Source organism: Streptococcus sp. 29887, assembly GCF_032595075.1.
In the GTDB taxonomy this organism is placed as follows: Bacteria; Bacillota; Bacilli; order Lactobacillales; family Streptococcaceae; genus Streptococcus; species Streptococcus iners.
Genome location: NZ_CP118735.1, coordinates 1,489,637 through 1,516,366 on the forward strand (window position 1 = coordinate 1,489,637; position 26,730 = coordinate 1,516,366).

Annotated in this window: 27 protein-coding genes; 4 read left to right on the forward strand and 23 right to left on the reverse strand. The window is 41.0% G+C overall.

Annotated elements, in window-relative coordinates:
- Positions 1-123: 123 nt before the first annotated feature.
- Together ptsP and PW252_RS07275 are read right to left on the reverse strand one after the other, a co-directional pair.
- A complete protein-coding gene (ptsP, locus tag PW252_RS07270) occupies positions 124-1,857 on the reverse strand; it encodes a phosphoenolpyruvate--protein phosphotransferase (RefSeq protein ID WP_105113317.1) in 1,734 nt (577 codons plus the stop codon).
- Between the two features lie 4 nt (positions 1,858-1,861).
- The gene (locus PW252_RS07275) at positions 1,862-2,125 is read right to left on the reverse strand and encodes a phosphocarrier protein HPr (RefSeq protein WP_002936050.1); all 264 of its coding nucleotides are present in this window, start codon (positions 2,123-2,125) and stop codon (positions 1,862-1,864) included.
- Positions 2,126-2,442: 317 nt separating this feature from the next.
- On the opposite strand from PW252_RS07275, the gene nrdH reads away from it, so the two are divergent.
- The 3 genes from nrdH to nrdF all read left to right on the forward strand — a co-directional run bounded on the left by nrdH (position 2,443) and on the right by nrdF (position 6,256).
- Positions 2,443-2,661 (forward strand): glutaredoxin-like protein NrdH, encoded by a 219-nt coding sequence (gene nrdH, locus PW252_RS07280; protein WP_105118015.1) that lies wholly within the window; start codon positions 2,443-2,445, stop codon positions 2,659-2,661.
- Positions 2,662-2,702: 41 nt separating this feature from the next.
- Positions 2,703-4,862, forward strand: a complete 2,160-nt coding sequence (nrdE, locus tag PW252_RS07285) for a class 1b ribonucleoside-diphosphate reductase subunit alpha (RefSeq protein WP_248048970.1) — start codon at positions 2,703-2,705, stop codon at positions 4,860-4,862.
- A gap of 434 nt (positions 4,863-5,296) precedes the next feature.
- Positions 5,297-6,256: a class 1b ribonucleoside-diphosphate reductase subunit beta gene (gene nrdF, locus PW252_RS07290; protein WP_248048972.1), complete on the forward strand. Its 960-nt coding sequence runs from the start codon at positions 5,297-5,299 to the stop codon at positions 6,254-6,256.
- Between the two features lie 33 nt (positions 6,257-6,289).
- Here the strand turns inward: nrdF and PW252_RS07295 are convergent, their stop codons facing one another.
- From PW252_RS07295 to PW252_RS07395, 21 genes are all read right to left on the reverse strand, one after another.
- On the reverse strand, positions 6,290-6,964 hold the full coding sequence (locus PW252_RS07295; protein WP_248048974.1) for a CPBP family intramembrane glutamic endopeptidase: 675 nt from the start codon (positions 6,962-6,964) through the stop codon (positions 6,290-6,292).
- A 16-nt stretch (positions 6,965-6,980) separates the two neighbouring features.
- Positions 6,981-7,301 carry a hypothetical protein gene (locus PW252_RS07300; protein ID WP_248048976.1) on the reverse strand — a complete coding sequence of 107 codons (321 nt, stop codon included), beginning with the start codon at positions 7,299-7,301 and terminating at the stop codon, positions 6,981-6,983.
- Between the two features lie 9 nt (positions 7,302-7,310).
- Positions 7,311-8,000 (reverse strand): CPBP family intramembrane glutamic endopeptidase, encoded by a 690-nt coding sequence (locus PW252_RS07305; protein ID WP_248048978.1) that lies wholly within the window; start codon positions 7,998-8,000, stop codon positions 7,311-7,313.
- Between the two features lie 25 nt (positions 8,001-8,025).
- Complete coding sequence (locus PW252_RS07310) at positions 8,026-8,211, reverse strand: hypothetical protein (RefSeq protein WP_248048980.1); 186 nt, start codon at positions 8,209-8,211, stop codon at positions 8,026-8,028.
- 20 nt (positions 8,212-8,231) lie between these two features.
- Positions 8,232-8,741, reverse strand: a complete 510-nt coding sequence (locus PW252_RS07315) for a DUF3278 domain-containing protein (RefSeq protein ID WP_248048982.1) — start codon at positions 8,739-8,741, stop codon at positions 8,232-8,234.
- Between the two features lie 30 nt (positions 8,742-8,771).
- Complete coding sequence (locus PW252_RS07320) at positions 8,772-9,530, reverse strand: DUF3169 family protein (protein ID WP_248048984.1); 759 nt, start codon at positions 9,528-9,530, stop codon at positions 8,772-8,774.
- Positions 9,527-9,742: a helix-turn-helix transcriptional regulator gene (locus tag PW252_RS07325; protein WP_248048986.1), complete on the reverse strand. Its 216-nt coding sequence runs from the start codon at positions 9,740-9,742 to the stop codon at positions 9,527-9,529. Before PW252_RS07325 ends, PW252_RS07320 begins: the two co-directional genes overlap by 4 nt.
- A gap of 12 nt (positions 9,743-9,754) precedes the next feature.
- On the reverse strand, positions 9,755-10,321 hold the full coding sequence (locus PW252_RS07330) for a DUF3267 domain-containing protein (protein ID WP_248048988.1): 567 nt from the start codon (positions 10,319-10,321) through the stop codon (positions 9,755-9,757).
- Between the two features lie 340 nt (positions 10,322-10,661).
- On the reverse strand, positions 10,662-10,883 hold the full coding sequence (locus tag PW252_RS07335; RefSeq protein ID WP_105118024.1) for a hypothetical protein: 222 nt from the start codon (positions 10,881-10,883) through the stop codon (positions 10,662-10,664).
- Positions 10,884-10,912: 29 nt separating this feature from the next.
- Complete coding sequence (locus tag PW252_RS07340) at positions 10,913-11,116, reverse strand: hypothetical protein (RefSeq protein WP_044677494.1); 204 nt, start codon at positions 11,114-11,116, stop codon at positions 10,913-10,915.
- 211 nt (positions 11,117-11,327) lie between these two features.
- The gene (gene alaS, locus PW252_RS07345) at positions 11,328-13,946 is read right to left on the reverse strand and encodes an alanine--tRNA ligase (RefSeq protein ID WP_248048990.1); all 2,619 of its coding nucleotides are present in this window, start codon (positions 13,944-13,946) and stop codon (positions 11,328-11,330) included.
- 372 nt (positions 13,947-14,318) lie between these two features.
- Entirely contained in the window at positions 14,319-14,804 is a 486-nt protein-coding gene (locus PW252_RS07350; RefSeq protein ID WP_248032382.1) for an LURP-one-related/scramblase family protein, read from the reverse strand.
- A gap of 202 nt (positions 14,805-15,006) precedes the next feature.
- Positions 15,007-16,002: a peptidylprolyl isomerase PrsA gene (prsA, locus tag PW252_RS07355; RefSeq protein ID WP_248048992.1), complete on the reverse strand. Its 996-nt coding sequence runs from the start codon at positions 16,000-16,002 to the stop codon at positions 15,007-15,009.
- Positions 16,003-16,064: 62 nt separating this feature from the next.
- Positions 16,065-16,784, reverse strand: coding sequence for an O-methyltransferase (locus PW252_RS07360; protein ID WP_248048994.1), 720 nt, complete (start codon positions 16,782-16,784; stop codon positions 16,065-16,067).
- Between the two features lie 75 nt (positions 16,785-16,859).
- The gene (locus PW252_RS07365) at positions 16,860-17,408 is read right to left on the reverse strand and encodes a DUF6630 family protein (protein ID WP_248048996.1); all 549 of its coding nucleotides are present in this window, start codon (positions 17,406-17,408) and stop codon (positions 16,860-16,862) included.
- 25 nt (positions 17,409-17,433) lie between these two features.
- Positions 17,434-17,877, reverse strand: a complete 444-nt coding sequence (locus PW252_RS07370; RefSeq protein ID WP_248048998.1) for a hypothetical protein — start codon at positions 17,875-17,877, stop codon at positions 17,434-17,436.
- A 47-nt stretch (positions 17,878-17,924) separates the two neighbouring features.
- Positions 17,925-18,659, reverse strand: coding sequence for a hypothetical protein (locus tag PW252_RS07375; protein WP_248049000.1), 735 nt, complete (start codon positions 18,657-18,659; stop codon positions 17,925-17,927).
- Positions 18,656-20,458 carry an oligoendopeptidase F gene (gene pepF / locus PW252_RS07380; protein ID WP_248049002.1) on the reverse strand — a complete coding sequence of 601 codons (1,803 nt, stop codon included), beginning with the start codon at positions 20,456-20,458 and terminating at the stop codon, positions 18,656-18,658. Before pepF ends, PW252_RS07375 begins: the two co-directional genes overlap by 4 nt.
- A gap of 122 nt (positions 20,459-20,580) precedes the next feature.
- Positions 20,581-21,210, reverse strand: coding sequence for a retron system putative HNH endonuclease (locus PW252_RS07385; RefSeq protein WP_248049004.1), 630 nt, complete (start codon positions 21,208-21,210; stop codon positions 20,581-20,583).
- On the reverse strand, positions 21,207-22,505 hold the full coding sequence (locus PW252_RS07390; RefSeq protein WP_248049006.1) for an AAA family ATPase: 1,299 nt from the start codon (positions 22,503-22,505) through the stop codon (positions 21,207-21,209). Before PW252_RS07390 ends, PW252_RS07385 begins: the two co-directional genes overlap by 4 nt.
- Before the next feature lie 64 nt (positions 22,506-22,569).
- A complete protein-coding gene (locus PW252_RS07395; RefSeq protein WP_248049008.1) occupies positions 22,570-23,547 on the reverse strand; it encodes a competence protein CoiA in 978 nt (325 codons plus the stop codon).
- A 163-nt stretch (positions 23,548-23,710) separates the two neighbouring features.
- On the opposite strand from PW252_RS07395, the gene PW252_RS07400 reads away from it, so the two are divergent.
- Positions 23,711-26,668, forward strand: a complete 2,958-nt coding sequence (locus tag PW252_RS07400; protein WP_248049010.1) for an AAA family ATPase — start codon at positions 23,711-23,713, stop codon at positions 26,666-26,668.
- Positions 26,669-26,730: the final 62 nt, after the last annotated feature.

Genomic DNA, 26,730 nt, shown 5'->3' on the forward strand with positions numbered 1-26,730 from the left:
TCTTCCATTAAACACTTCCTACTCAGATAAAAGACAACAAACCAAGTCTATCCTACTTATACTTTCAAAAATAATGTAAACAAAAACAAGGATATTTCTACCCTTGTTTTTTCATTTTATCTATTAGTTGAAATCAACATACTCTTTTTGAAGTTCAAGAACTTCTTCTGCCGTTGCACATTCTGTCAAGGCACGCTGAGCATATTCTTCCATCTTAGCTGTGTCAAGTGTCTTCATGAGGCTACGTGTACGAAGTACAGAAGTTGCGCTCATAGAGAACTCATCCAAGCCCATTCCGACAAGAAGTGGAACAGCTTGTTGGTCACCAGCCATCTCTCCACACATACCAGCCCATTTGCCTTCTGCGTGTGCAGCCTTGATAACGTTGTTAATCAAGCGAAGGATAGATGGGTTGTAAGGTTGGTAGAGGTATGAAACTTGTTCGTTCATACGGTCTGCTGCCATTGTGTACTGGATAAGGTCGTTTGTACCAATTGAGAAGAAGTCAACTTCTTTAGCAAATTGGTCAGCAATCATTGCTGCTGCAGGGATTTCGATCATGATACCCACTTGGATATCATCTGCAACTGCTACACCTTCAGCCAACAAGTTCGCTTTTTCTTCTTCAAGGATTGCTTTTGCTGCACGGAATTCTGTCAACAAGGCAACCATCGGGAACATGATACGAAGTTTACCATGTACTGATGAACGAAGAAGGGCACGCAACTGCGTACGGAACATTTGGTTACCAGTCTCAGAGATAGAGATACGAAGAGCACGGAAACCAAGGAATGGGTTCATTTCGTGTGGAAGGTCGAAGTAAGGAAGTTCCTTATCACCACCGATATCCATAGTACGAACCACAACCGGCTTACCGTTCATACCTTCAAGAACAGCCTTATAAGCTTCGTATTGCTCATCTTCTGTTGGGAAGTCTTGTGAGTCCATGTACAAGAACTCTGTACGGTAAAGACCAACTGCTTCAGCACCATTATCGTTTACACCTTCAACGTCTTTTGGTGTACCGATGTTAGCTGCCAATTCGAAGTGTTTGCCGTCAGCTGTCACTGTTTGAGCATCTTTCAAGAGTGCCCACTCAGCTTTTTGTTTAGCATAGGCTTCGCCAGCTGCCTTAAATTCTGCAATCACTTCTTCAGATGGGTTGATAACAACTTCACCTGTGATACCGTTAACAGCGAGGACATCACCATCTTTCACGATTTCAGTAATGTTATTTGTACCCAAAACAGCAGCGATTTCAAGTGTACGAGCCATGATAGCTGAGTGGCTTGTACGACCACCAATGTTGGTTACAAAGGCTTTTACAAACTGTTTGTTCAATTGCGCTGTATCAGATGGTGTCAAGTCGTGTGCAATAACGATAGACTCTTCATCAATTGTCGCTGGGTTTGGCAAACGAACACCAAGCAAGTGAGCTAGGACACGTTTAGCAACGTCGCGGATGTCTGCTGCACGCTCTTGCATGTATGGGTTATCTTCCATACCTTCAAAGATAGCAATGAACATATCCGTTACTTCTTTCAAACCTGTTTCAGCATTTGTTTTCTTAGCACGGATAGTTTCCTTAATCTGACCAATCATTTCTGGGTCAGCAAGAACCATCAAGTGTGCATCAAATACGGCTGCGGCTTCTTCACCAAGGCTAGCTACTGCGTTCTCACGAATAACAGAAAGCTCGTTCTGTGATGCTTCAAGAGCTGCATCCAAACGAGCTTCTTCTGCATTTGTATCTTCAACTGCAACAGTTTCGAAGGACAAATCTGGCTGAACGAGTAGATATGCCTTAGCAACGGCAACACCATCAGATGCTGCAATTCCTTTAAGCATTTCTGTCATCTTCTTATGCCAATCCTTCTTTTTCCATTGTTTCAGTGATAGCTGCGATTGCATCGTCAGCATCAGCACCTTCAGCAGAGATTGTTACATCAGCGCCTTGACCAACACCAAGACTCATAACACCCATGATAGATTTAAGGTTAACTGATTTTTCTTTGTAGTTCAACGTGATGTCTGAAGCGAATTTGCTAGCAGTTTGAACAAGCAAAGTTGCTGGACGTGCGTGGATACCTGTTTCTGCCACGATGTGGAAGTCTTTTGAAGCCATAGTTGGATTCTCCTTTATTTTTACAAAATTTTGAGTTATTTTTGATAACCCTTACAAAAAGCATTATATCACTTTTTGAAATCATTTTCAAGAATTTTTTGCGTTTCTTTCAGTAAAACTATTTTTTATGAGATTATAAAAGTTCTGAAAACATCTTGAAAGCTTGGTTTCAAAGGATTTGCGCCGTTTATACAAGATATGGTGTTTATTCATTTAAAAAACACTATATTTTGTGATAGAGGTGAACTTACTTCTTGACTTTGACCACAAAATCTTGTATTCTAGATTGGTGAATTTAATCAATAAAGGAGAAAAGAATGGTTACCATCTATTCAAAAAATAATTGTGTTCAATGTAAAATGAGTAAAAAATTTCTTGACGAGCACAATGTAGCCTACAAAGAGATCAATCTAGACGAGCAACCTGAATTTATCGAACATGTTAAAAACCTTGGTTTCTCAGCGGCGCCAGTTATTGAAACTGAAAATGAAGTTTTCTCTGGTTTCCAACCAACAAAATTGAAAGCCTTGGTATAAACTATACCAAGTTACCCCTAGTATAGAAAGAGATCGCGATTATGAGTTTGAAAGAATTAGGCGATGTGTCCTACTTCCGTTTAAATAACGAAATCAACCGTCCAGTCAATGGACAAATTCCTCTCCACAAGGATCTAGAAGCAGTTAAAGCTTTCTTTAATGAAAATGTCCTTCCAAATACAAAGCACTTTGATAGCATTTTAGACAAGATTGCTTATTTAGTAGAAGAAAATTATCTTGAAAAAGAATTTTTGGACCAGTATAGCTCAGAATTTATCATTAAAATCCATCAATTTTTACAGGACCAAAACTTCCGCTTCAAGTCCTTCATGGCTGCCTACAAGTTCTACAATCAGTATGCCCTTAAAACCAACGACGGTGCCTACTACTTGGAGAGCATGGAAGACCGCGTTCTCTTCAACGCCTTGTATTTTGCAGAGGGCAATGAAGAATTGGCCTTGAATTTGGCCAACGAAATGATCCATTTGCGTTACCAGCCTGCTACTCCTTCCTTCCTCAACGCAGGTCGTGCCCGTCGTGGTGAATTGGTGTCTTGTTTCCTCATCCAGGTCACAGACGACATGAACTCAATTGGACGATCTATCAACTCTGCTCTGCAATTGTCCCGTATCGGTGGTGGTGTCGGTATCTCCCTCAGCAACTTGCGTGAGGCAGGTGCTCCAATCAAGGGCTATGAGGGGGCGGCATCTGGTGTTGTTCCTGTTATGAAACTCTTCGAAGACAGCTTCTCCTATTCTAACCAGCTTGGGCAACGCCAAGGGGCTGGTGTCGTTTATCTTGATGTTTTCCACCCAGATATTATTTCCTTCCTTTCAACTAAGAAAGAAAATGCCGATGAGAAAGTTCGCGTGAAGACCTTATCACTCGGTATCACTGTTCCTGATAAATTCTACGAATTGGCACGCAAAAATGAAGATATGTACCTCTTCAGCCCATACTCAGTTGAGTTGGAATATGGGGTACCTTACAGCTATCTCGATATCACTGAAAAGTACGATGAGTTGGTAGCAAACCCACGTATCCGTAAGACAAAAATCAAGGCTCGCGACCTAGAAACTGAGATTTCTAAACTTCAACAGGAATCTGGCTACCCTTATGTTATCAACATCGACACTGCCAACCGTAGCAATCCTGTTGACGGTAAGATTATCATGTCCAACCTCTGTTCAGAAATTCTTCAAGTTCAAACGCCAAGTGTCATCAATGATTCTCAGGAATACTTGACCATGGGGACAGATGTATCATGTAACCTTGGCTCAACTAATATTGTCAACTTGATGAAATCCCCTGATTTTGGACGTTCTGTCCGTACTATGACCCGTGCTTTGACCTACGTGACGGACCATTCGCACATTTCTGCAGTACCGTCTATCGAAGCAGGAAATGAACGTGCTCATTCTATCGGACTTGGTGCCATGGGACTTCATTCATACTTGGCCCAGAACCTGATCGACTACGGTTCAAAAACAGCCGTAGAATTTACCAACATCTACTTCATGCTCCTCAACTACTGGACCTTGGTAGAATCAAATAACATTGCCCGCGAACGCAAGGCAACCTTCCATAATTTTGACAAATCAAAATACGCAGACGGTAGCTATTTTGACAAGTATGTGACTGGAGACTACCAACCTCAATCTGACCGTGTCAAAGAACTCTTTGAAGGCATTTTCATTCCAAGTGGACAAGATTGGGCTGAACTCCGTGAGAAAGTCATGGCAGATGGTCTTTACCACCAAAACCGCCTAGCTGTTGCACCAAACGGATCTATTTCCTATATCAATGACGTCTCTGCTTCTATTCACCCAATCACACAACGGATTGAAGAACGCCAAGAGAAGAAAATCGGTAAAATCTACTATCCAGCAGCTGGCTTGGCAACAGAAACCATTCCATTCTACAAGTCTGCCTACGATATGGATATGCGGAAGGTCATTGATGTCTACGCCGCTGCGACAGAACACGTCGACCAAGGTTTGTCACTCACTCTTTTCCTTCGCAGCGAGCTCCCAAAAGAACTCTATGAATGGAAAAAAGAGAACAAACAAACTACACGTGACCTCTCTATCCTCCGTAACTACGCCTTCAATAAGGGTGTCAAGTCTATCTACTACGTCCGCACCTTCACAGACGACGGCGAAGAAGTCGGCGCAAACCAATGTGAAAGTTGTGTGATTTAACGTAGCAAGATTAGCTGTTGGCAAGCCAACTAGCTAATCTACGCCAACCGCTATATGCGGATTGGCTAGCTACCTTACTAACTTCGAAACTGAAGAAATAGCGTCTTCAGTTTCTACGTGTCGCAAGACACGAATGCTAAAGCATCTAATGAATGAACGGTACTGACTATCTGGTCAGTACCTAAGTGGCTTACTACCTCGAAAAGTCGTTATTATCGAACGACTTTTCTCAGGTCGTAACTTTCACAAGTTTAGCTGTTGACAAGCCAACTAGCCAAGCTACGCTAACCGCTATCGGCGTATTAGCTAGCTACCTTGTGATAAATTGTGCCACCTACTACAAACAATGCAATCTAATGAACGTCCTTGGGGCGTTTTTTAGCAGAAAATATGTTACAATAGTATAGATATTTCTAGAAAAGAAAGAGAAAACTATGACAACCTACTACAAAGCCATAAACTGGAACGCAATTGAGGATGTGATTGACAAGTCAACTTGGGAAAAGTTGACTGAGCAATTCTGGCTCGATACGCGTATCCCCCTATCAAACGACTTGGATGACTGGCGCAAACTGACTGCTGAAGAAAAAGACTTGGTTGGTAAGGTCTTCGGTGGATTGACCCTCTTGGATACGCTTCAGTCTGAAACAGGGGTCCAAGCCCTCCGCAATGACATTCGTACACCTCATGAAGAAGCTGTTTACAACAACATCCAATTCATGGAGTCTGTTCACGCCAAATCCTACTCTTCTATCTTCTCAACCTTGAACACCAAGTCTGAGATTGAAGACATCTTTGAATGGACCAACAGCAACGAATACTTGCAACGCAAGGCAAAGATTATCAACGAAATCTACGAAACTGGTACCCCACTTGAGAAGAAGGTAGCCAGCGTATTCCTAGAAACCTTCCTCTTCTACTCTGGTTTCTTCACGCCACTCTACTACCTTGGTAACAACAAACTGGCCAACGTTGCAGAAATCATCAAGCTGATCATCCGTGACGAATCTGTTCACGGTACCTACATTGGCTACAAGTTCCAGCTTGGTTTCAATGAATTGTCCGAGGAAGAACAGGACAAACTTCGTGACTGGATGTATGACCTTCTCTACCAACTTTACGAAAATGAAGAAGGTTACACACGCTCCCTTTATGACGCAGTCGGCTGGACCGAGGAAGTCTTAACTTTCCTTCGTTACAATGCCAACAAGGCTCTCATGAACTTGGGACAAGACCCGCTCTTCCCTGACTCAGCGGATGATGTCAACCCAATCATCATGAACGGTATTTCAACTGGTACATCTAACCACGACTTCTTCTCACAAGTTGGTAACGGATATCTACTCGGTGAAGTTGAAGCCATGCAGGACGATGATTACTTGTACGGATTATAATCAAAAAAAGCAGTTCCTTGAGCTGCTTTCTTTTTATACTAAAAACACAATCATAAAATAGGAAATGCCATTGTTGAGCATGTGTAGGGCCATTGGATAACGGATATCTTGTTTCACCAAATAGATCCATGCAAAGATTACTCCCATTGTGAAATAAATCAAAAATTGTGGAAGGGTTGCTGGACCATGCACAAAACTAAACAAGGTTCCTGAAACTAGGCCGTAGAGCAAGACAGATTTTACATCGGATAATTTAGGGAAGAAATAGGTTGCCAAGAAACCACGGAAAATCAATTCTTCAAAGATACCTGCAAAAATGACCACCAGGAAAAAGGAGTGAATAGGTGCAGACTGGATAAAGGCAACTGCATTTTTCTGATTATCTGATTCAGGAACTGGTAGGAGAAATTGGAGAATGAAGAATGCAAGATAGGCTAACAGCGGATAGGCAATCCGTTTCAGCCAAGGCTTATCTAGCGTCAGGTTCATTGTTTTTCTTGGGTACAAGACTTTCCAAAGCAGGTAGGAAAAACCAAGTAACAAGGGCAGACCCACAATCAGTCCAAACCAATATAAACCTTCTGCAGCACTAGCTGGAATACCCTCTACCTGCTCAGTAGCCCATGGTAACTGGAGGAACTGGGATCCGAATTGATAGGCAATGTAATAGGCTAATAATAAACCAGTATGTTTAAAAAAATTCTTCATGATGTATTCCTCCTTATTATAAAACAGTCACGTCAACAATGTTATCGACCCGAACCAACTTGGTTTCCATCTCTCCTGTCGCTAATTCACGGGAAATTTTGACCCAATCTTCATCCACAGCTAAAATGCTGTATTCGTAAATAGTCATAAATTCCTCATCGAAACGGATTTTGGCTTTACTTCCGACCAATTCTTTTAATAAAACAGACATCTGATTTTCTCCTTTTAGACCTTTTTGTAGTTTATTTACCTTACTTTGCAACTGCTTCACCTTTTTCCTATCTGACAGGTAAGTGAACAATAAATAAGCAAAGGCTATCCATAAAAATAGTTCCATTTTCACCTCCTAAATCAAACCCAGGCTTTTCATGACTAGCATGAGCAAAAATCCGAGAAGATTATTGAGACTGTGTAAGATGAGTGCATTGGAATAGTTACCTGAAATACGATAGACTAGACCTAAAACCAGACCCATGCCTCCATAGACAACCCAAGATCCGATATTGGTCGGATTGTGAATGAGTCCAAATAGAAAACTTGATAGCAACAATCCAACATTCGAATCCTTACCAAAGACTTTCCCCATGAGAATGCCACGGAAAATCAATTCTTCAAGAACTGGAGCAAAAAGTACAGCAAAGAGAAACAAGAGCAAGGCTGGCAGACCAGAGTTATTGATGACTTCCTGATTAGCAGTCGTTTGACCATATCCCTCTTCCAGCATAATCAATTGTCCACCGATTATTTTCAGACCAAACATGACGATAAAAGCAAGGACAACAAAACCAATATTCTTTAACATTCCCCACTTCTGCTCGCTCTTCCATAGACCAATTTTACTTGTCAAAACAAGACCGACTACCACGGCAAACAATAAGAGAGTTGCAGCAATCAGTAGGTTAGCCCCGTCAAAATTTGGTAGGGCAAACATGGCCATCTGGGTCAATACATTCAGTGCAACGACAATCAATCCCACTAAGAGAAATTTCCAGTTTTTTACCACATTCCAATCTTTGACATTTCCAAGTCTATTCATAGAAATCTCCTTTACATACACTAAGTCAGTTTTTTTTACTTTCTTTTTCGATCAATAGCAGAGCAGGCAAGCCCAAAACCATCGGCAGAAGGATATTCAGATTTGACAAATCAATCTGCCCAGTAGCCAGCCATTCACCGAAAACATAGCCAACTGCGTACAAGCCAAGACCGATAAATGAAGCAAGATAAATTTTCTTAAAGACTTTCATTGTTGATACCTCCATTTACATTAAATGAATGTGATTTTCTTACGATTGGCAAAGTAGAAACTAACAAATCCTACTAAGGTCAGAAGAACAACTGTCATGGGAGTGACAAACTGGAAATACTCTGCTGCAGATGTTCCACTTTCCTGTGGAATTTGTAACTGCCAGAGGCCAATACTAACTAGCAGACTGTAGACAGCAATCTGTAGAGTTTGAAACAGAGTTCGTTTCATCATTTTCTTCCGAGCCATTTTTACATCAGCCTTGGCAACAAACAATTTATCCAAGCCCAGCCGTTTAATAGTGGCCTCTTGCTTGACCTGAGAATATACCAATGTCAAGAAGAGGCTGATTCCCATGACATCTTCTCCCAGCGCAAAGCTAACTAGGAAGCTCAGCAGTGTCACTGTCATAAAGAGCATATACATATTGTTGCCGAAATTGGTCAAGGTCGCATAAGACATCTCGTCTAACTCACCAACGATATCATAGAAATAACGAATTGCTCGAATGTGTAGATTTTCCTTTTTCATAGCTATCACCTCAAAATCTTTCAAAAATTCTTATTTAAAATAACGACGGACCATGCGAACCTGCATGACATTGATGTAAATATGTAAAAATGCCACTACTAGAAAGGCCATTATTTGTCGCTCCTGCAATAGCATGCTAAGTACAAATAGGAATAGATACAAACCTGGTAACACGATTTGATTTAAAGTGAAGACGATTTGGAAACTCATTTCGTAGTTTGCTTGTTTCTCACCTTCGTCCATTGCCTCCATAAAATCCTTCATTTCTTTTACAGTAGCAAAAGCAGACAACTGATAGTCACGAATTTTCTGAGTTAATTTCATGATAAAAATCTGTGCAACGAGAAGAACAACATAGAAAACTAGATCAAATATTGACCCGTACATAATTGCACTTTCTTCTAAGAAGGCAACACCAAAACCTAATCCTAAATTTAAAAGTGTCAATGACGCAGCAACATTAAACATTATAATCGCATATTCTAGGTTACGATACATTTTCATATTTAGTTCATCTGCCCGTTCCTCATCCTCATCTGAAATAGAATGGTAAAGTTTATGAGTTTGATTAGCCTTAAGACCAAAATATACGGTTCCAGCGAAAATTACAAAAGTAATGATACGCAAACAAAACAAGAAGTTATCTAGGGTAACAAAAGACGGTAATCCAAACTTAGAAATCAATACTCCAAAAAAGCCACAAAATGCGCCAAAGATAGCTCCTGAAAGTAAATAGATAAGATTCCTCACCCATCTTTGTTTTGTCGTTAATTGTTTCCCCTGTTTCAATCTCCTACCTCCACTAATTGAAAGACATTCTCTACATTTTCGTTAAAAATTTGAGCAATTCGCATGGCAATGACCACCGAGGGCGTATATTCGCCCCGCTCAATCAAGCTAATGGTCTGCCGTGATACTTCTGCTAATTTTGCCAACTCAGTCTGGTTGAGGCTATCCCGTGCCCGCAACTCCTTGAGCCGATTTTTTAAGACATATTCCATGATATTTCCTTTCTAGGCTTGGTAGATAATCAAGCCTGTTTCTGTATCTTCAACTGCTATATTCCCCTTAGCAAACTTGACCAATAAGAGATAGGTATAGTAGAAATCACCAGCACAAGCAGCCGCATGCATGGTAGCTACCATCAGATAAAGAGATACGTCCATTCCCCCTAAGCTCGCTAGTATTGTCAAGCCTAGACTAATCACGACAAAGGGAGCCAGGGAAATCACCAGCATTTGCATCCGATTGTAGAGGGAACCTGGACTGGTAGCATAGGCCATACCGGACTTCCATTTTATCCCGTATTTGACAGGATTTTCAGGACAAAAAACCTTGAAGAAGATACCGTGAATCGCTTCATGCACAACTATCAAAAGAGGAAATAGAACCATTCCTATCCATAACTCTGGTAAGGTAAGTGGCAAATTTTGTTCTACATTAGCCAACAAGGAAAAGGCTAACTTACCGAATAGATGAGCAAATGGGAAAATTAGAACAGTCGAAAGAATATTCAATCCCCACACAAACTTCTTATTTTCCATGATATTGACTTCATATAATTTCTTTTTCGCTTCCATTTTTCTACTCCTTCATTTTCCTACAAGCTATACTGAACTATATAGTCCTAGAGCAACTCCAATCAGTAAGCCGACAATACAGGCTCCTGTAATCATAATCGCTGCCATATCTGCTGAAATGTATCGTTTCATAAAGTTTCTCCTATCTTTTCCTAGCTTTTGTCACTATTTCTTGGGATTAACATGTTTTAAATAGAGCAAAAGTGTCGCCATCAATGGTGGAATTAAATAACTCTCTTCGTTCAAACTAAGGTCAAATCCCAGCAATGCTAGAACTTTAAACACCAAAATATTTATCAAGAAGAGCGCGAAAAACAATAGGACTACTTTCATTCCATTTTTAATTGTCTTGCTCATTTTTCTTCTTTTCCTCGCTGAGAGTGACTTCTAAAAGAAGGAGAGAATTCATCATCATCAAGAGTATCATGGTATCTATCTCCCGACCAAATACGATGTTTTTAACTAAACTATAAATCAAATATAGTGCAACTAGAACCTGCACTCCTCGCACAACGCTTGTTCCTGTAATCAAAATTCCTTTTTTATTGTTATTGTTTTTCATAACTTTCCACCACTTACTCTCGACTAATTTTAATCTTCTTCCTTCTGCTCTTTTCTGCCAGCTAGTTTCCACAAGCGCTCATCTGTCACTGCGATAGTGCAAATGGCAAGAACGACATGGGTATTATCCAACTGCTGCCACTTCATGATGTCAGCCAGCAGGACAAAAACTAGATAGATGATCGCCATAAGTTGTACAAAACGTGTAATGTCACTATTGTTTATCTTTTTCATATTTGCTTCCTGCTTTCTGTTTATTTACCTGATGAATTCGCTTTCATCTTTTATCTTGATATCATTGTAACACTTCTTTTTCTTTTTGACAAGTATCTTTGTCAAAAAAATAATAATTTTTGTCAAAAAGTTTATGAATGTTGTCAAAATGACTAGAATAACATACAAAAAAACTCCTTCATCCAGAGGATAAAAGAGTTCATTTGTTAAATTACAAATTTTCAGCAACGCTGTTCAAGAGCTTTTGGATAGCAGACGCATCGCTACCACCTGCCATGGCCATATCCGGCTTACCACCACCACGACCTGCTACGATTGGCGCAAGGACTTTGATGAGGTTTCCTGCATGGACATCGCCTGACTTGCTTGCCACAAGGACATTGACCTTGTCGCCGATGGCCGCAACCAACACCAAGACATCAGAGTAGTCTTTCTGCTTCCAGTTATCAGCGAAGGTACGGAGAGCACCTGCATCTGAAACTTGGACCTGGCTAGCAATGTAGCGGACACCATTTGCCTCTTTAACATCTTTGAAGACATCTCCAGCAGCTGCTGCCGCTGCCTTTTCTTTCAGACTAGCGTTTTCTTTTTGCAAATCGCGGAGCTCCGCAGCCAGTGCCTCCACTTTTGTCGGCACTTGGTCGATTTGTGGCACTTTAAGGGTCTGCGCAACAGCTTTGAGAGCATCCTCGCGGTCACGAAGAGCTAGGAAAGCTTCCTTGCCTGTCACCGCTAAAATACGGCGGGTACCTGAACCGATTCCCTCTTCTTTGACAATCTTGAATAGACCGATTTCAGCTGTATTGCCAACGTGGGTACCACCACAAAGCTCGATAGAATAGTCACCGATTGTAACCACACGGACCACTTTGCCATACTTCTCACCAAAGAGAGCCATGGCACCCATTTCTTTAGCCGTATCCACATCCGTTTCAACTGTGACAATATCCAAGGCTTCCCAGATTTTTTCATTGACTTCATTTTCAATACGACGAAGTTCATCAGCTGTCACCGCTTCAAAGTGTGTGAAGTCAAAGCGGAGGAATCCTTCCTCGTTCAAGGAACCAGCCTGAGTTGCATGCTCACCGATGACATTGTGAAGGGCAGCATGGAGCAAGTGAGTTGCTGTGTGGTTCTTCTCAACACCACGACGACGATTTGTGTCGATTTCAAGTGTGTAAGTTTGACCAAGCGAAATGCTGGCAGAGAGTTCTACAGTGTGCAATGGCTGACCATTCGGTGCTTTCTGCACATCCACAACTGTCGCAACGACATCACCTGAAGCATTTTTAATGACACCACGATCGGCAACCTGTCCACCCATTTCAGCGTAGAATGGTGTTTGGTCAAAGACAAGAAGGGCTTGACCTTCTGACACCGCTTCTGTCCGCTCATTGTCCGCGATAATCACTTCCAATTTAGCATCTAGGCTAGTTTGACCATAGACAAAAGTTGAGCTTTCGGTAATACCTGCCAGAGTTTCATTTTGCATACCCATTGAGCCACCTTTAACAACGGCAGCACGCGCACGGTCCTGCTGTTCTTTCATGGCAGCCTTGAAGCCTTCATGGTCAATCTTATAACCCGCATCTTCAGCCAATTCCTCGGTCAATTCCACAGGGAAACCATAGGTATCGTAGAGTTTGAAGATATCCTTACCTTCAAGAGTATCCTTACCAGCCGCTTTCAATTCAGCCAACAATTGATCCAAGTGACCGCTACCAGCGTCAATGGTGCGAGCAAAGGTTTCTTCCTCACGTTTAACGATTTTCTCGATAAAGTCACGTTTTTCAAGCACTTCTGGGTAGTAGCTTTCCATGATAGCGCCGACCGTTTCCACCAACTTGTACAAGAATGGCTCGGTGATACCCAAACGGCGACCGTGCATGACAGCACGACGGAGCAAGCGACGAAGAACATAGCCACGTCCTTCATTTCCTGGAAGGGCACCATCACCGATGGCAAATGACAAAGCACGGATATGGTCTGCGATGACCTTGAAGCTCATGTTATCGCCGTCTTGGTCATAGGTCTTACCAGAAATCTTCTCAACTTCACGAATGATTGGCAAGAAGAGGTCTGTTTCAAAGTTTGTCTTAGCCCCTTGGAAAATGGCTGCCAAACGCTCCAAGCCTGCACCCGTATCGATGTTTTTGTTTGGCAATTCCTTGTACTCTGAACGCGGAACAGCAGGATCAGCGTTGAATTGTGACAATACGATGTTCCAAATCTCGATATAACGGTCGTTTTCAATGTCTTCTTCTAGCAAACGAATACCGATGTTTTCAGGGTCAAAATCTGTGCCACGGTCAAAGAAAATTTCCGTATCTGGACCAGAAGGACCTGCACCAATTTCCCAGAAGTTATCTTCAAGCGGAATGAGATGGCTTGGCTCAACCCCAAGAGCAATCCAGCGGTTGTAAGAATCCACATCGTCTGGATAATAGGTCATGTAAAGCTTGTCTTTTGGAAAGGCAAACCATTCTGGGCTGGTCAAGAGCTCAAAGCCCCACTCGATTGCTTCATCACGGAAGTAATCTCCGATAGAGAAGTTACCAAGCATTTCAAACATGGTGTGGTGGCGGGCTGTCTTACCAACGTTTTCAATATCGTTGGTACGAATCGATTTTTGAGCGTTTGTAATCCGTGGGTTTTCAGGAATAACAGATCCATCAAAATATTTTTTAAGTGTTGCCACACCAGAGTTGATCCAAAGAAGTGTCGGATCGTTGACAGGTACAAGGTTTGCAGAAGGCTCAACAGAGTGACCCTTTGATTTCCAGAAATCCAACCACATTTGACGAATTTGAGCAGATGATAATTGTTTCATAAATTTAAGATACTAAGGGCGTTAAACGGACACCGTCAAAATAGGAAACCTGACAAAGACGCTTGCGTCTAGGAAGCGTTTCTCTTTTTGACAAAGTCCGTAGCCCGAGTTCAGTTCAGAATAAACTCGATACCCTTGCCTTTCTTTTAGATATTTTGAGAAGTTATTGTTAGAAAGAAGCCTTCCGGGCGGGTTCAATTTAACGAAACAGTTAAATTAAACATTTCCTTTCATATTTGATAATTTAGGGGAAAGTCCCTAGCCCGAGTTCAATTCAGATTAAACTCGATGCCCTTTCCTTTCGTTTTTATTAGACTGGTTCAATTTAGCAAGCTAGCCAACTAAACCAATTTTAAAAATTTTATGTTAGGGTTAACTCGATGCATCTTCCATCATTTCAACGTAGTCGATTGCGACCACTAGAGAAATGACCAAGTCTGCATAGTCATCCTCTAAAACCGTTACCGAGTAACGAGAAGTCAGATGAAAGAGTTCTTTGGAGATTTCAGCTACTAGCTGACCATCAGGTTTTTTCAGTTGAAAATCTAAATCCCAGATATTGCCTTCTAGGATCAAGCCTAGATTTTCCACGCTATAGCGGTCCTTGAAAAAGGTATATTCTTTTTGCAAGTAGAAAGAATGTCCATCCGCCATATCAATGGTAAATTGGGGTAGGAAGGTCAAAAATTTCTTGGTAATCCGACAAACTTCTCCACCTCTGGCATTGGTCACCGTAAACCGCTTGGGAATTTCAAAGAAGGTGCCCTCTACCTGATAAGCAAGCTGTCCATGACTATCATGAATATCAAATTTTTCACCGCCCAAAATAAAACGTTGTTTGACCTGAAATTGCTTCATGATTTCCTCCAAAAAAATGACAAGAAACCAAACGAAGGGCGAAAAACCGCGGTACCACCTTCATTCAATGACTTGTCATTCTCATTTTATATTCAATTGTTTTATTCTATTAAGTAGCAAGATACTCGGCTTAGATGGCTCGCAGCGACCGCCAATTTTCTGAACTAAGGGTTCGAGTATCTATTCTTAATATTGTGGGTTCTTATTGACCTGAAGAACTTGAAGACTCAGTTGATGATGAGCTTTCAGCCGTAGAAGTTGAAGCATCCGTTGAAGAACTGCTTTCCTCAGTCGCTACATATTGTGAAAGAAGGTTTTGGAAGGCAGCATCTTTAATCTTAACATTAGCTTTTGAAAGAGCTTCTTTCAAGACAGTTGCTACAAAGCTTGCATCGTTTTGTTTTTGTGCAACGATAATTTCCTTAAGTTTGTCCTTGTAATCTTCCCAATTAGCTGATTTTTCAGATTTTGCTTCTAGTTTAACAACATAATAGCTTGTTGTGTAAGTTGTCATATCTACAACTGTTACTACAGATGCACCTACTTGACCAGCATTTAAAGCAAATACCGCTGATTGAACTTCAGTCGGAACCGTTGTAGAGGTAGAATCAAACTTGACTTCTCCACCGTTTTCCTTGGTTGCAGTATCTGTTGAATTATCCTTAGCCAACTGAGCGAAGTCAGCACCTTCAGCTTGAGCAGCTGCTAGGACTTCCTTAGCTTTAGCCTCATCATCTAGTTTGATGATACGGGCAGTCACTTCCGGAGTGTAAGCTTCATAAGCAGCTTTATAGTTTTCATCGGTCAATTCTTTTTCTGCAGCCTGTTTCACAGCATACTCGACCAATTTGTTGGTACGGATTTGCTCCTTGTAGGTATCCGTCGTCAAACCTGCTGAAGCAAGGGCAGTTGCAAATGAATCTCCATACTGCTCAGCCATTTTTTCATAGGCTTCGTTGACCTCAGTTTCAGATACCTTATCTCCATACTGCTCTTCAAAGACATGGCTGATAACCATAGAAAGCAAAACCTGTTGAGCTTGGGCATTGGTTTTAACCTGCTCATAGAACTCTGATACAGAGATAGCATTGCCTTTCATTGTAATAATGTCTTTATCTGCTGAGCTTGAGCACGCCGCAAGCGTCACAGTTGCAAGGAGGGTTACTGCACCTGCAAGAATTTTTTTTGTTTTCTTCATTTAGAAAATCTCTCCTTTTCTTCATTAACCCTTTCATTATACCATAAATTCTTAAAAAGGGCTTAATTTTCTTCAAGCTTTAGGTCAACATTGGCCACATTTTTTCGCAACATGAGCAGGCCATCGCTTATAGAAATCAAACTGGCTGTTAAATCAGGATTATCTAGGGTCGCATCAAACAAGCGTTGCAAACCACGGTAAATCGTTCGCTGACCACGGCGAACTTCCATGATGTCTTTAGCAACATCACCGCCTTGAAAAATATCATCCAAAACAACCAAGCCACCGACCTTGACCTTTTTCAAGACCTCTGGTAAAAATACGATATATTTGGACTTGGCCGAGTCCATAAAAACAAAGTCATAGCTATCATCAGGCAGATCCGGCAGTAAATCCATCGCCTCACCTTCTAACAATTCAATTTGCTTGCGACTATCGAACTTGGCGAAATTTTCCTTGGCAAAACCAATCATTTCTTCATTGCGGTCGATGGTAGTAATCTGCGAATGCGGACTATTCTCGGCCATCAAAAGAGCAGAAAATCCAATAGCAGTCCCGATTTCCAAAATACGCTCTGGCTGTAGAGTTTGCATGAGCAAACGGAAATAAGCTACTGTTTCATGAGGGATGACGGGAATATTTTCCTGACGGGCAAAGTCCTCTAATTCCTTTAAAAAACCTGTAGTTTGCGCCTGACGTGTTCGCATAAAGTCCACAATTTCTTCCTTGACAACAGGACGGCGCATATTGTGATTTGCGTTTTTAGAATATGATTCAACCATAGGGACAATTATAACACAAGTCACCAACAATTTCTTCTCTTATATACTAAAAGACAGGATTTCTCCTGCCTTTACTTACATATTTTTTGCATAGTCCAGGCGATAGCCTAGATTAGCAAAGAGTTGCTGTACACGTTTAATGGTAGCTACTTTACCGAATAACAGATGGTACTGGTCTGCATTCATCTCGACAGCAGCCAAACAAAATTGTTCACTAGCATATTTTTCATCAACTACCGCAGCCCAGTCTGGCACATTGCCAGTTTCCTCCAAGCCAGCCGCATCTAATTTTAACAAGATCCCAGCATTACGGACTGCTTGTAGGCGGTCAAAAGCCGCTATAAAATCGGCTAATAAATCCTTGCGCGGTCGAATACAAAGGTACTGGTTATGCACTAGAAGGACGGACAGGATAAGCAATAGGTTATCCTTTTCTACCTCGCCCACACAATCTAAGAATGCATCGAACGCTTCAGGTGATAAAATACCTTCAAGCAAATCTAAAATATGATTGGGATCGCTAGCAAAGACACATTCTTTTAATTGGATAAATAATTCCCTATCACCATTTGATAGTAGGTCTGCAATCTCAAAAATATCCTGTAAATTTTCTTCTGTCAGCATACTGCCTCCTATTCATCTTTATTTTTTATTTTGGAAATTCCCACATGATATGGGGTGCAAACGGGTTGAGGTATTGATAAATGTCATTGAAATCAGCTCCCGAAAGATTATCAATTTTCACCTCAGCTAAAAAAGTTCCTGTTCTTCCTACAATACGCATCCGTTTTGAGTAAATATCCCGGTAAATGTAGACAATCTCATAGTGAATTTTCCCAATTTCTGCAACTGGAATGCTTATTCTATCTCCCCAAAGTTTGTTTTTATACTCTAAACACTGCTGATTGAGGACAAAGACTTGCCCTTGTTTCCGCCACAAAAAAGCATAGAAGGCAGAAGGAAGAGCTAGCAGCATGTAGCACAATCCTGATAGAATAGCAGGTTCTGGCTTAAAAATTAAGCCCATACCAATTAAGATAAATACCGCGCTAATAACCATAGGTATTACAATCGAGCGTTTGTAGGAAATCATATTAGAGATGTACTCCTTTCTCAACAAGAGCTTCCAATTTCAAAAGATTAGGGATAAATCCAATTCAAATCTGGAACCAAACTGCTAATATCACGATGGATACTATTGAAATCAGAAATTTCCAAGCTATTTATATTGATTTTATCCAAAATCGTATCATTAAAATCTTTAAAATATAAGTATCTCCGTGTAGTATAGCTCCCCGAATTCGAATGACGTTGATGCCTAATACTGTATTCTATAGCTGCAATTTCGTTCCAGTAGAGACGATGTTCTTCACGAAACATCCCAGCCTTTAACTCAATATATTCCTCAGTCATCACTACTGCAATAGGTTGGCGAGATTTCACATAGTTACTGATAAGGGCTGCTATAACAAAAGCAGAGGTAATTCCCCAAATAGCTATTAAAATGGGAGATATAAACTCATTATTTTGAGTCTGCACCGTCTCGGCTTGTCGTCTGATACTGGATTTTCTCTCTTCCATTCTCAAATTGACCGCATCGACAATCTCTTGTAAACGCTCTTGATACTCTGCATCCGTTTCATTTTCCATTTTTGGAGAAATGATTCTTACCCTGTCAATCGTCATTGGTTCAGCATCGAGTATGTATTGCTCACGGGTAGTCGATAGGTCTGTTGAAGTAGAAGTACTACTGCTGCTTAAGTCCGGTTGTGTCAAAAACAAGAAGAAGATTGTTACAATAGTAGCGTAAATCAATATCCAGATAATGGATGTTTGACCCTTTCTATATTCAATCCTATTCTTGATATTGTTCATTTATGAACACCTTTCTCAACGAGAGCTTCCAACTCTGTCAGGCGGGCTTCAAAGACCTTGAAGGCATCGTTGAGATAGTCTTCCTTGGTCATATCCACGCCAGCTTTTGCGATGACATTGAGTGGATAATCAGAGCTACCAGCCTTGAGGTAGTTGAGGTAGTTTTCCTTGTCCTCTGGGCTACCATTGACAATCTTGTCTGCCAAAGCAGAGGCTGCCGCAAAGCCAGTTGAATATTGGTAAACATAGAAATTGTAATAGAAATGTGGAATACGAGCCCACTCATACTGAATCAGTGGATTTTCTTCCGCAGACAAGCCGTAATACTTCTCGTTAAGTTCCCCGTAAAGTTGGTTGAGGAAGTCTGCTGTCAAGACCTGACCTTCTTGGTCTGCTTTGTAAATAGCCTGCTCAAACTCTGCAAACTGGGTTTGACGGAAGACAGTTCCACGGAAGCCGTCGAGGTAGTGGTTGAGAATGGCAAAGCGGGTCTTGTCGTCTTCTACTTCTGCCAAGAGCTTCTCTGTCAAGAGATTTTCGTTGGTAGTCGAAGCAATCTCCGCCAAGAAGATAGAATAGTGACCATAGACATAAGGCTGGTTCTGACGAGTCAACATAGAATGAAGCGAATGCCCTGTTTCGTGAATGAGGGTGTACATATTGTCCAAATTGTCCTGCCAGTTGAGGAGCATGAAGGCGTTGGTGTCATAAGCACCACCTGAATAAGCTCCTGAACGCTTGCCTTCGTTGACATGGACATCAATCCAGCGGTTTTCAAAGGCTTCTTTAACAATGGCCGCGTACTCATCACCAAAGATGTTCAAGGTGTCCGCACAGGTAGCCAAGGCTTCTTCATAAGTGACTTTTGTATCTGTGCTAGAAAGCGGTGTGTACATATCGTACATCTTAAGATCATCGATTCCCAAGAGTTTCTTACGCAAATTGATGTAGCGGTGCAAGAGCGGGAGGTGCTTGTTGACTGCTGACACTAATGTATCGTATACGGACTCTGGGATGAAGTTGGCTGAAAGGGCTGCGTGGCGGGCAGAGTCGTACTTGCGCAAACGAGCTTTCAGGTTATTGACCTTAACGTTAGACTGAAGGGTCTTGGCGTAAGTATGCTGGAACTGCTCGTAGGTTTCGTACAGAGCCTCGTAGGCTTCTTGACGCACTTCACGGTTCTGTGATTCCATAAAGTGGATGTAGTTGCCGTGAGAAAGTGGTACCAAGTGACCATCTTCATCAGCGATTTCTGGGAAACGCAGGCTGGCATTATCCAAAACAGAGAAGGTTTCAGATGGTGCTTCAAAAATCTCGCTGGTCGCCGCAAGGACTTCTTCCACTTCTTGTGACAAGATGTGGTCCTTGGCTGACAAGAGTTTTTCAAACTGGTGGCTGTACTGAACAAGGGCTGGTTCTTCTGCTTTAAAGGCTTCCAACTGCTCTTCGGTAATGGCCATAAATTCTGGCTCATAGAAGGCAAAAGTCTGAGAAAAAACTGAGTAAATGCTTAGAGCCTTAGCTTGAAATTCCTGGTACTTCCCTTCACGAGTGTCTTGGTCATTTTTCATGGACGCATAGACATAGAGCTTTTCAAGTCGACGCATAAGTCCAAGCTGGGTTTCGCTAATCTCCAAGAGACTCTTAGCAGAATCCAGCAAGTGACCTGCAAAAACCTTGGCCTTGTCTGTTTCTACCTGGATAGCCTCCAACTCAGCTTCCCAAGCCTCATCTGTTGGGAAAATTGTGGTCAAATCCCACTGGTATTTTTCTTCGATTTCATAGCGTTGTTTAGACATAATATATCCTCCGTAGCTCATATTCTATCATAAAAAAGACCCTCTTTCCAATGGAAAGTGGATGCTTACAGGTTATTGCAGAATAGCATTTAAAACAAGAAATATCTGAAATTGCAACTACTTTAACTCGGTGCTCCCTTCAGCTTCTTTTCAAGATAAGCAATAATAATTCCTTTATAGGATGAACCTGTTTTAGCTTGATACTTTTCCAGTAGCTTTTCTACCTGCCCCTTCTTCATGGACTTTTCTTTATGTTTTTTAGAAATAAAGTATTGAAAGGCATTCAGTGCTGATTTCCTCCCCTTTTTTAATTCATCCTGGTTCAAATTCAATATTTTATCAAGATCATTTGCGTATAATTTTGATTGAATTGTACCATCAGAAGATTTATAAGATATTGTTAACATATGACCGCGATTTAATGGACTTATTGTTAATTCTCTATTGCCTTTTTTGGTATCACAGGTTTGTTGTTTATTACTTTTACCTTCAAATCCTTTACAGACTGCCAATAAATTCAAATACTCCAATTGCTTATCAGGTTCAGAAGATTGGGAATAATAATGTTCAATTTTCATATCATTAGATGTAATCTTCCGCATGCAGTAGGCACATAGTTCCTTCTGTTCATCTAATAAACTTTTTTTCAGTATTTCTTTAATATCACTTGGCAGATCTTGGTAGCTCGCGTTCGGTTGTCGTTTATACTGAAGAAATCTATTCGGTTGCCTACCTTTTTTTATTAGAATCATTCCAGCTCCTCAAAAAAATTCTCTAATTCTAGGGATGTTTGGGCCGCAATGACTTCTGAGTCATTTTCGCCCAATAATTCTTTTAATCGATCTATTAATTCACCTGCTTGACTTAAATCATTTGAGTCTAGTTTGTCATGAATTTCTGTAATAAGACTCCTAACTTCACTAGGGCGATATTCTGTTCCCATAATAAATTGCAAAATATCTCTAATATCTTTACCGTAACTATTTTCAACAGTTTCAATGATACCATTATTAAGTAATCTTAAATATTCTGTTTTTAAGTTGGAGATAACAATTGGTGAATGGGTTGTCGTAATAAATTGTACATTTGGAAATGTATCTAGCAATGTGTTTAAAATCTTACTTTGCCAAGAAGGATGAAGATGCATATCTATCTCATCAATCAATACTAAACCAGGTGTTTCTAAGACACAATCCAATAATTGAGGGTTAAGCATAGCCATCCGTGAGGCAATATCTGCAACCATTGTCATAGTAATCCGAATACCATCGCTAAACATATGTAGGGGTAATTTTTCTATCCTTCCATCACTATACGAATAGGTAATTTCAATCTCTTTTGACTTTACTGAATAAGCAATTGCAACGTCTGAAACTAAATTAGGATGTCCTGATAAAAAACAACGTTTCATCGCTTTTTTAACAGCCTCAAGTTCAGGAATAAGTTTACCTTCCTGCAATTGAATTAAGGTCATATCCTCAAACCAACGGAATAATTGTTTTTCGTTGGTTCCCGAAGAAAGAGCATCTGAATAGCCATCCATACGGGTACTTTTTTTCTTGTGATTTCCCGTTCTATTTGTCTTTTTTTTGTAAAGTCTTCCTGTACCATAATATGCGATAATCGGAAGAACTAGATTGACATCGCCTTCTTGAATTTGCTTTTGATATCTATAACCCACCTCAATCAGTTCACCTGCTTCCTTAACAGTTGTACGATTCTTCTGACCCCTGAGTTCTCTTACCCAATTCAATTCCTTCCCATCCATTATTCCCCTTGATGAAATAACTACAGGATATTGACTCTGTGTATCTACAACACTACCAATAGCAAATGTCCTTCTTAGTGCATCATCTTTGTTAATTGGCAGACTATAAGACATAGGTATTTTAGCGAAATATGTTCCAACTGAAATGGCAATGGCATCTAAAATCGTTGACTTTCCTGACCCATTAACTCCAGCAATCACAGTACATCTCTCATTTAGGGCAAGGTCTAACGATTCAAAACATCTAAAATTTTTAAGGTGTAAACTAGTTAATTTCATCTCAATCCTCTGGTATCTTTAATCTAGAATATTCTCTATTTATTATAACATAAAAAGCAAGCTCTTATGTTAGGAGATTGTAAACTCCATCAGGAGTATACCTATTTTTAAAGTAAATAGTCGGCGGATACAGGACTTGTTTTTCCTTGTCTTGCATTTTGTCATAAAACTTATCAAAAGCTAGATAAATTGGTGTCAGGTCTTGTTTGATTTGGGCAAAGCCAATGGCAGAGCGGGGCAGACGATAGTGGGGATACCAGTCTAGTGCTGTCTTGGTCAGTAAATTTTCTCCACGACCATAAGCTTCTGCCTGCAGAGCTAACCATTTTGGGGTTTTGTAGTAAAGTTGTCGAGCAATATATGCTGGTAAATCTCTATCCAATCTACAATTCATACGAGATAAGGCTTGTTTGGCAAAGGGCAATCGCAATATATCCAGTAAGTTTCCTTGACCGAAAGGAAAAACCTTGGTCAGACAATGCACCTTGCCCCGCAAGTCTTCATGAATGAGGTAGCGAAGTCGCAATTCCTTTCTTTCATCATCCAACTCCCAGAGATGAAAGCCCGTGTTCATACTAAAGGAGAGAAACTGCTTATGCAATTTGGTCAGTCGTTCCTTGAGCCAGAGGTCCTTGCCTAGCAACCAAAGAACTTGAAAGCCAGCTTCATGATAGGCCCGCGTTCGTTCTTGCAAGCGAGAAATTGATAGACTGGAGCATTGGACTTCTAAGGCTAGTCGCTTATTCACCAATAAATCTGCTAGTTGGTTGAGCTCTGGTAGGTATTTTTCCAGCTCAACCTGCTCCACTCCTACCAGCCAGCTATAGAGCTCAGATTTGAGGGAGAGATGCTGGGTAGATTCATTCTCCGTAAAAAACGGACACTCTTTCCGACTAACATGGGCAAAGTGCGGTCGCATGATTTTGCCGGAACGGTAGCGGACTGGACTGGAACATAGGGGACAATAAAAGTCATCAGCTCCAAAATTGGCAAGTTCTAGAATATTAAACAAGTGATTGGTTTTATTTTTTACGATAAACATATTTTTTTCCTCATCCTATTTATTCGTAAAAGCTACCAATATGTTTCAAGGAGGTTACTTATTCTATTCCACTAGAAACCACTCTAAACCGTATAATATATAATTTGTCTTCCTTATATTTTTTTGTTATAGTAAATATAAGAATATTTGGAGGTGTTTACTTATGGCGCGTTTATCTTGTTCCCTATTGGGAACTCCGACTATCTCAGTCAATCAAACGGAAGTCACACCGTCCTACGCAAAAATCAGTGCCCTGCTCTACTATCTCATCCTCAAAGGTGAGGCCAGTCGTGAAGAGGTTGCCACACTATTGTGGGGAAATAAAAATCCGGAAAAGGCTAGAAAAAACCTACGCAATACCATCTATCAGACCAATAGAGAATTAGGCATCGAGGCCATTATCAGCCCTAACAGGTCCATGCTAGCTATGAATCCTGATATAGACACCTCCTGTGATGTACAATTATTTTTATCAGACCCTGTGCACCAGCTCCATCTCTTCAAAGGAGAGTTTCTGGAAAATTTTTATATCAAGAATTGCCAGGAGTTTGACTTTTGGATAGAAAAAATCAAGTCCCAACTGGAAAAGACCTATCTGACTGCCTGTCAGCAGTTGCTGGAAAAACAAGAGCGCTTGTCTGACCTAGAGGGAGCTGAGAACCTCATCCTTCGGATGATTAGCATGGATGAATTCAATGAGGAACACTATCTTAGCTTGATGAAACTCTATTTAGAGGAAGGGCAGACTCGAAAAATTATTGAAACCTATCATCGCTTAGCGCAACTTTTGGATAGGGAGCTAGGAATCGGACCTGGTGAAGCGATAAAAAACCTCTATTATCAAGTAATCCGGGATCATACAGAGAAAAAAGACACTCAGTTAGCTCCCAAAACCGACTACTTTTATGGAAGAATTGAAGAAATCCATGCTCTCGAACATTTCCTAGCCTCTGTCTTAGAAACTGGTAGTCGTGCCTTTTTCCTCCACGGAGATGTCGGATCTGGAAAACGAAGCCTGGTCCGTCAGGTCTTGGCTAACCAAGGTCAACGTTTTTCTATCCTTCAAATCAACTGTTTACCAGAGGACCTCTACAAGCCTCACTCCATTTGGCAAAAGATAAGTCGTAGCTACCAATGGCTTTTCCAAGAGAAATTGGATACAAGAATGTCTTTGGAAGAAACAAGGAACCGTGAAGACTTGATTGATGGTTTGGAAAAGACCTGTCAGAAACAAGCTATACTGTTTTTGATTGAGGATGCTCATTGGATGGATAAAGATAGTTTACAGGTAGTGCTGGACTGTATTCATGCTCTAAGTCGTGCTCCTCTAGCATTTCTATTGACCAGAAACTTGCGGCAAAATAAGGAGATGGATTACCTAGAGCATTACCTATCCAATCGTCAACTTGCAGAAAGACTGGAGCTGAAAAACTTATCCTTCTCCGAAAGTCAGAATTTCTTGCAAGAAGTTAGCCAGCAGGCTGCTATCTCTGATATTGATCAGATTTACCACTACAGTCAAGGTAATCTCTTTCTCCTGGACCAATATGCCCAGCAAATCAGGGAGGGACGTGAATTCCATCCTCTAACGGCAGCTATTCGGTCAAAAATGGCTTTGCAGGTCCATGCCCTAGAGCCAAAAGAAGAAGAGTTGCTCAACTACCTCTCAACCTGTAGTGCTGGAAGTGATGTTAGTCTATTGGCTGATTTAATGGGACTAAGCCATCATGAAATGGCTACCTTGGTTGATCAGCTAACCAACAAATCCCTGATCCTGCAAAAAGAGGTTGATGATCGACTGGAAGTGCAATTTCGTCAAGCTGTCTTAGGAGAATTTCTCTACGATCAGCTACCTCTATCAAAAAGAAGAATTTTGCATGAACAAATTGCCTTTCATCTAATCCAAAAATTACAACTTCAACCCAACAATAGCTCCTTATTACTCAAAATTTCAAGACATTTTACGGCTGCCAAGCAACCCCTGATGGCTCTGGAATATCGTTTAGATCACTTAAATCTGGCAATCAAGTCGCACTACGATCTTTTTCCTTTGAGCTCTAGTAATGGCCAATTAAGCAGGGGCAAGGAAGAAGAGAATGTGATCTGGATCCAGGAACAGTTGGCTGAGGTGCGGGAAACCATGGCCCATCTCGAAAAGCTTTATGGCGACCAGCGTCAGTTCCAGCTTCTCCAGGTCAGATTTGAATTTTATGAAGGTCGTTACTATATTCGAATTGGTAACTATCAGAAGGGGGTAAGCAGTATTCGTAAGGTGATCGCCAGAGCCCACGCGCTCCACAATCAAGATTATCTATTAAAGGGCTATCGACAGTTTATCCATTACTGCATACAAATTGAAAACATAAATGACCTGGGCTACTATGCTGAATTAGGTCTGGAAACTGCAATAGAGGCTAATGATCACCAAGCCATCGGAATGTTTCTACGCTTTAAGGGACTTTTTAATCTCATGTTAGGGGATGAGGAGAAGGCTAGTCGTCTTCTCTACGAAGCTATTGATTGCTTTAGTCTGACAGCTTCTATGCGGAAGAAATACGCCATTCAGATTGCGGCTGCCCTCGATTACTTGGCGGAGATGGCTCAGATTCGCAGAGATTTTCTGACTGCCATCCACCTGCAAAAAGACGCTATCGAATTGGTGCAAGACCAGGCTCCTCAGTCATCTACTCTTGGTTTTTATATCGGCTTGGGTACTTCCTACTATCATCTGCAAGATTTTGACCAGGCTCATTCCATCTTTCAGGCGGCTATGCCAGAAGTCAATCAACAGATTTATCCTTGGAAAGAAGTGCAACTCAAGCTTTACTTGGCACTGCTAGGTTGCCAGCAACAAGACTACACAGGGGTTCATGACCTGCTCGACAGGAAGGAAGCCTTGATTTCTCGCTATTCTAACCCGAGAGATAAGGGCATGATTTATTACCTGATGGCAAAATTAAAGAATGAAATGAATGACAACCCATCATTAAAGGAAGAATTTACTCATAAATTAGATAAAGACTTCAGCCACTACTACCACATCGCCAAACAATTTCTGAACCCTTATCGCGACCGTTTGCTTCTGGAAGATTTGGAGAATTTCATGAAAGCAACTAAATAAGCTCAACTACAATCATACAACCAAAAAGGAAGGACCTATTCACTGATAGTCCTTCCTTTTTC

Coding starts and splice junctions, on each gene's coding strand:
- ptsP (WP_105113317.1), bottom strand. CDS start 1,857: ATGACAGAAATGCTTAAAGGAATTGCAGCATCTGATGGTGTTGCCGTT.
- PW252_RS07275 (WP_002936050.1), bottom strand. CDS start 2,125: ATGGCTTCAAAAGACTTCCACATCGTGGCAGAAACAGGTATCCACGCA.
- nrdH (WP_105118015.1), top strand. CDS start 2,443: ATGGTTACCATCTATTCAAAAAATAATTGTGTTCAATGTAAAATGAGT.
- nrdE (WP_248048970.1), top strand. CDS start 2,703: ATGAGTTTGAAAGAATTAGGCGATGTGTCCTACTTCCGTTTAAATAAC.
- nrdF (WP_248048972.1), top strand. CDS start 5,297: ATGACAACCTACTACAAAGCCATAAACTGGAACGCAATTGAGGATGTG.
- PW252_RS07295 (WP_248048974.1), bottom strand. CDS start 6,964: ATGAAGAATTTTTTTAAACATACTGGTTTATTATTAGCCTATTACATT.
- PW252_RS07300 (WP_248048976.1), bottom strand. CDS start 7,301: ATGGAACTATTTTTATGGATAGCCTTTGCTTATTTATTGTTCACTTAC.
- PW252_RS07305 (WP_248048978.1), bottom strand. CDS start 8,000: ATGAATAGACTTGGAAATGTCAAAGATTGGAATGTGGTAAAAAACTGG.
- PW252_RS07310 (WP_248048980.1), bottom strand. CDS start 8,211: ATGAAAGTCTTTAAGAAAATTTATCTTGCTTCATTTATCGGTCTTGGC.
- PW252_RS07315 (WP_248048982.1), bottom strand. CDS start 8,741: ATGAAAAAGGAAAATCTACACATTCGAGCAATTCGTTATTTCTATGAT.
- PW252_RS07325 (WP_248048986.1), bottom strand. CDS start 9,742: ATGGAATATGTCTTAAAAAATCGGCTCAAGGAGTTGCGGGCACGGGAT.
- PW252_RS07330 (WP_248048988.1), bottom strand. CDS start 10,321: ATGGAAGCGAAAAAGAAATTATATGAAGTCAATATCATGGAAAATAAG.
- PW252_RS07335 (WP_105118024.1), bottom strand. CDS start 10,883: ATGAAAAACAATAACAATAAAAAAGGAATTTTGATTACAGGAACAAGC.
- PW252_RS07340 (WP_044677494.1), bottom strand. CDS start 11,116: ATGAAAAAGATAAACAATAGTGACATTACACGTTTTGTACAACTTATG.
- alaS (WP_248048990.1), bottom strand. CDS start 13,946: ATGAAACAATTATCATCTGCTCAAATTCGTCAAATGTGGTTGGATTTC.
- PW252_RS07350 (WP_248032382.1), bottom strand. CDS start 14,804: ATGAAGCAATTTCAGGTCAAACAACGTTTTATTTTGGGCGGTGAAAAA.
- prsA (WP_248048992.1), bottom strand. CDS start 16,002: ATGAAGAAAACAAAAAAAATTCTTGCAGGTGCAGTAACCCTCCTTGCA.
- PW252_RS07360 (WP_248048994.1), bottom strand. CDS start 16,784: ATGGTTGAATCATATTCTAAAAACGCAAATCACAATATGCGCCGTCCT.
- PW252_RS07365 (WP_248048996.1), bottom strand. CDS start 17,408: ATGCTGACAGAAGAAAATTTACAGGATATTTTTGAGATTGCAGACCTA.
- PW252_RS07370 (WP_248048998.1), bottom strand. CDS start 17,877: ATGATTTCCTACAAACGCTCGATTGTAATACCTATGGTTATTAGCGCG.
- PW252_RS07375 (WP_248049000.1), bottom strand. CDS start 18,659: ATGAACAATATCAAGAATAGGATTGAATATAGAAAGGGTCAAACATCC.
- pepF (WP_248049002.1), bottom strand. CDS start 20,458: ATGTCTAAACAACGCTATGAAATCGAAGAAAAATACCAGTGGGATTTG.
- PW252_RS07385 (WP_248049004.1), bottom strand. CDS start 21,210: ATGATTCTAATAAAAAAAGGTAGGCAACCGAATAGATTTCTTCAGTAT.
- PW252_RS07390 (WP_248049006.1), bottom strand. CDS start 22,505: ATGAAATTAACTAGTTTACACCTTAAAAATTTTAGATGTTTTGAATCG.
- PW252_RS07395 (WP_248049008.1), bottom strand. CDS start 23,547: ATGTTTATCGTAAAAAATAAAACCAATCACTTGTTTAATATTCTAGAA.
- PW252_RS07400 (WP_248049010.1), top strand. CDS start 23,711: ATGGCGCGTTTATCTTGTTCCCTATTGGGAACTCCGACTATCTCAGTC.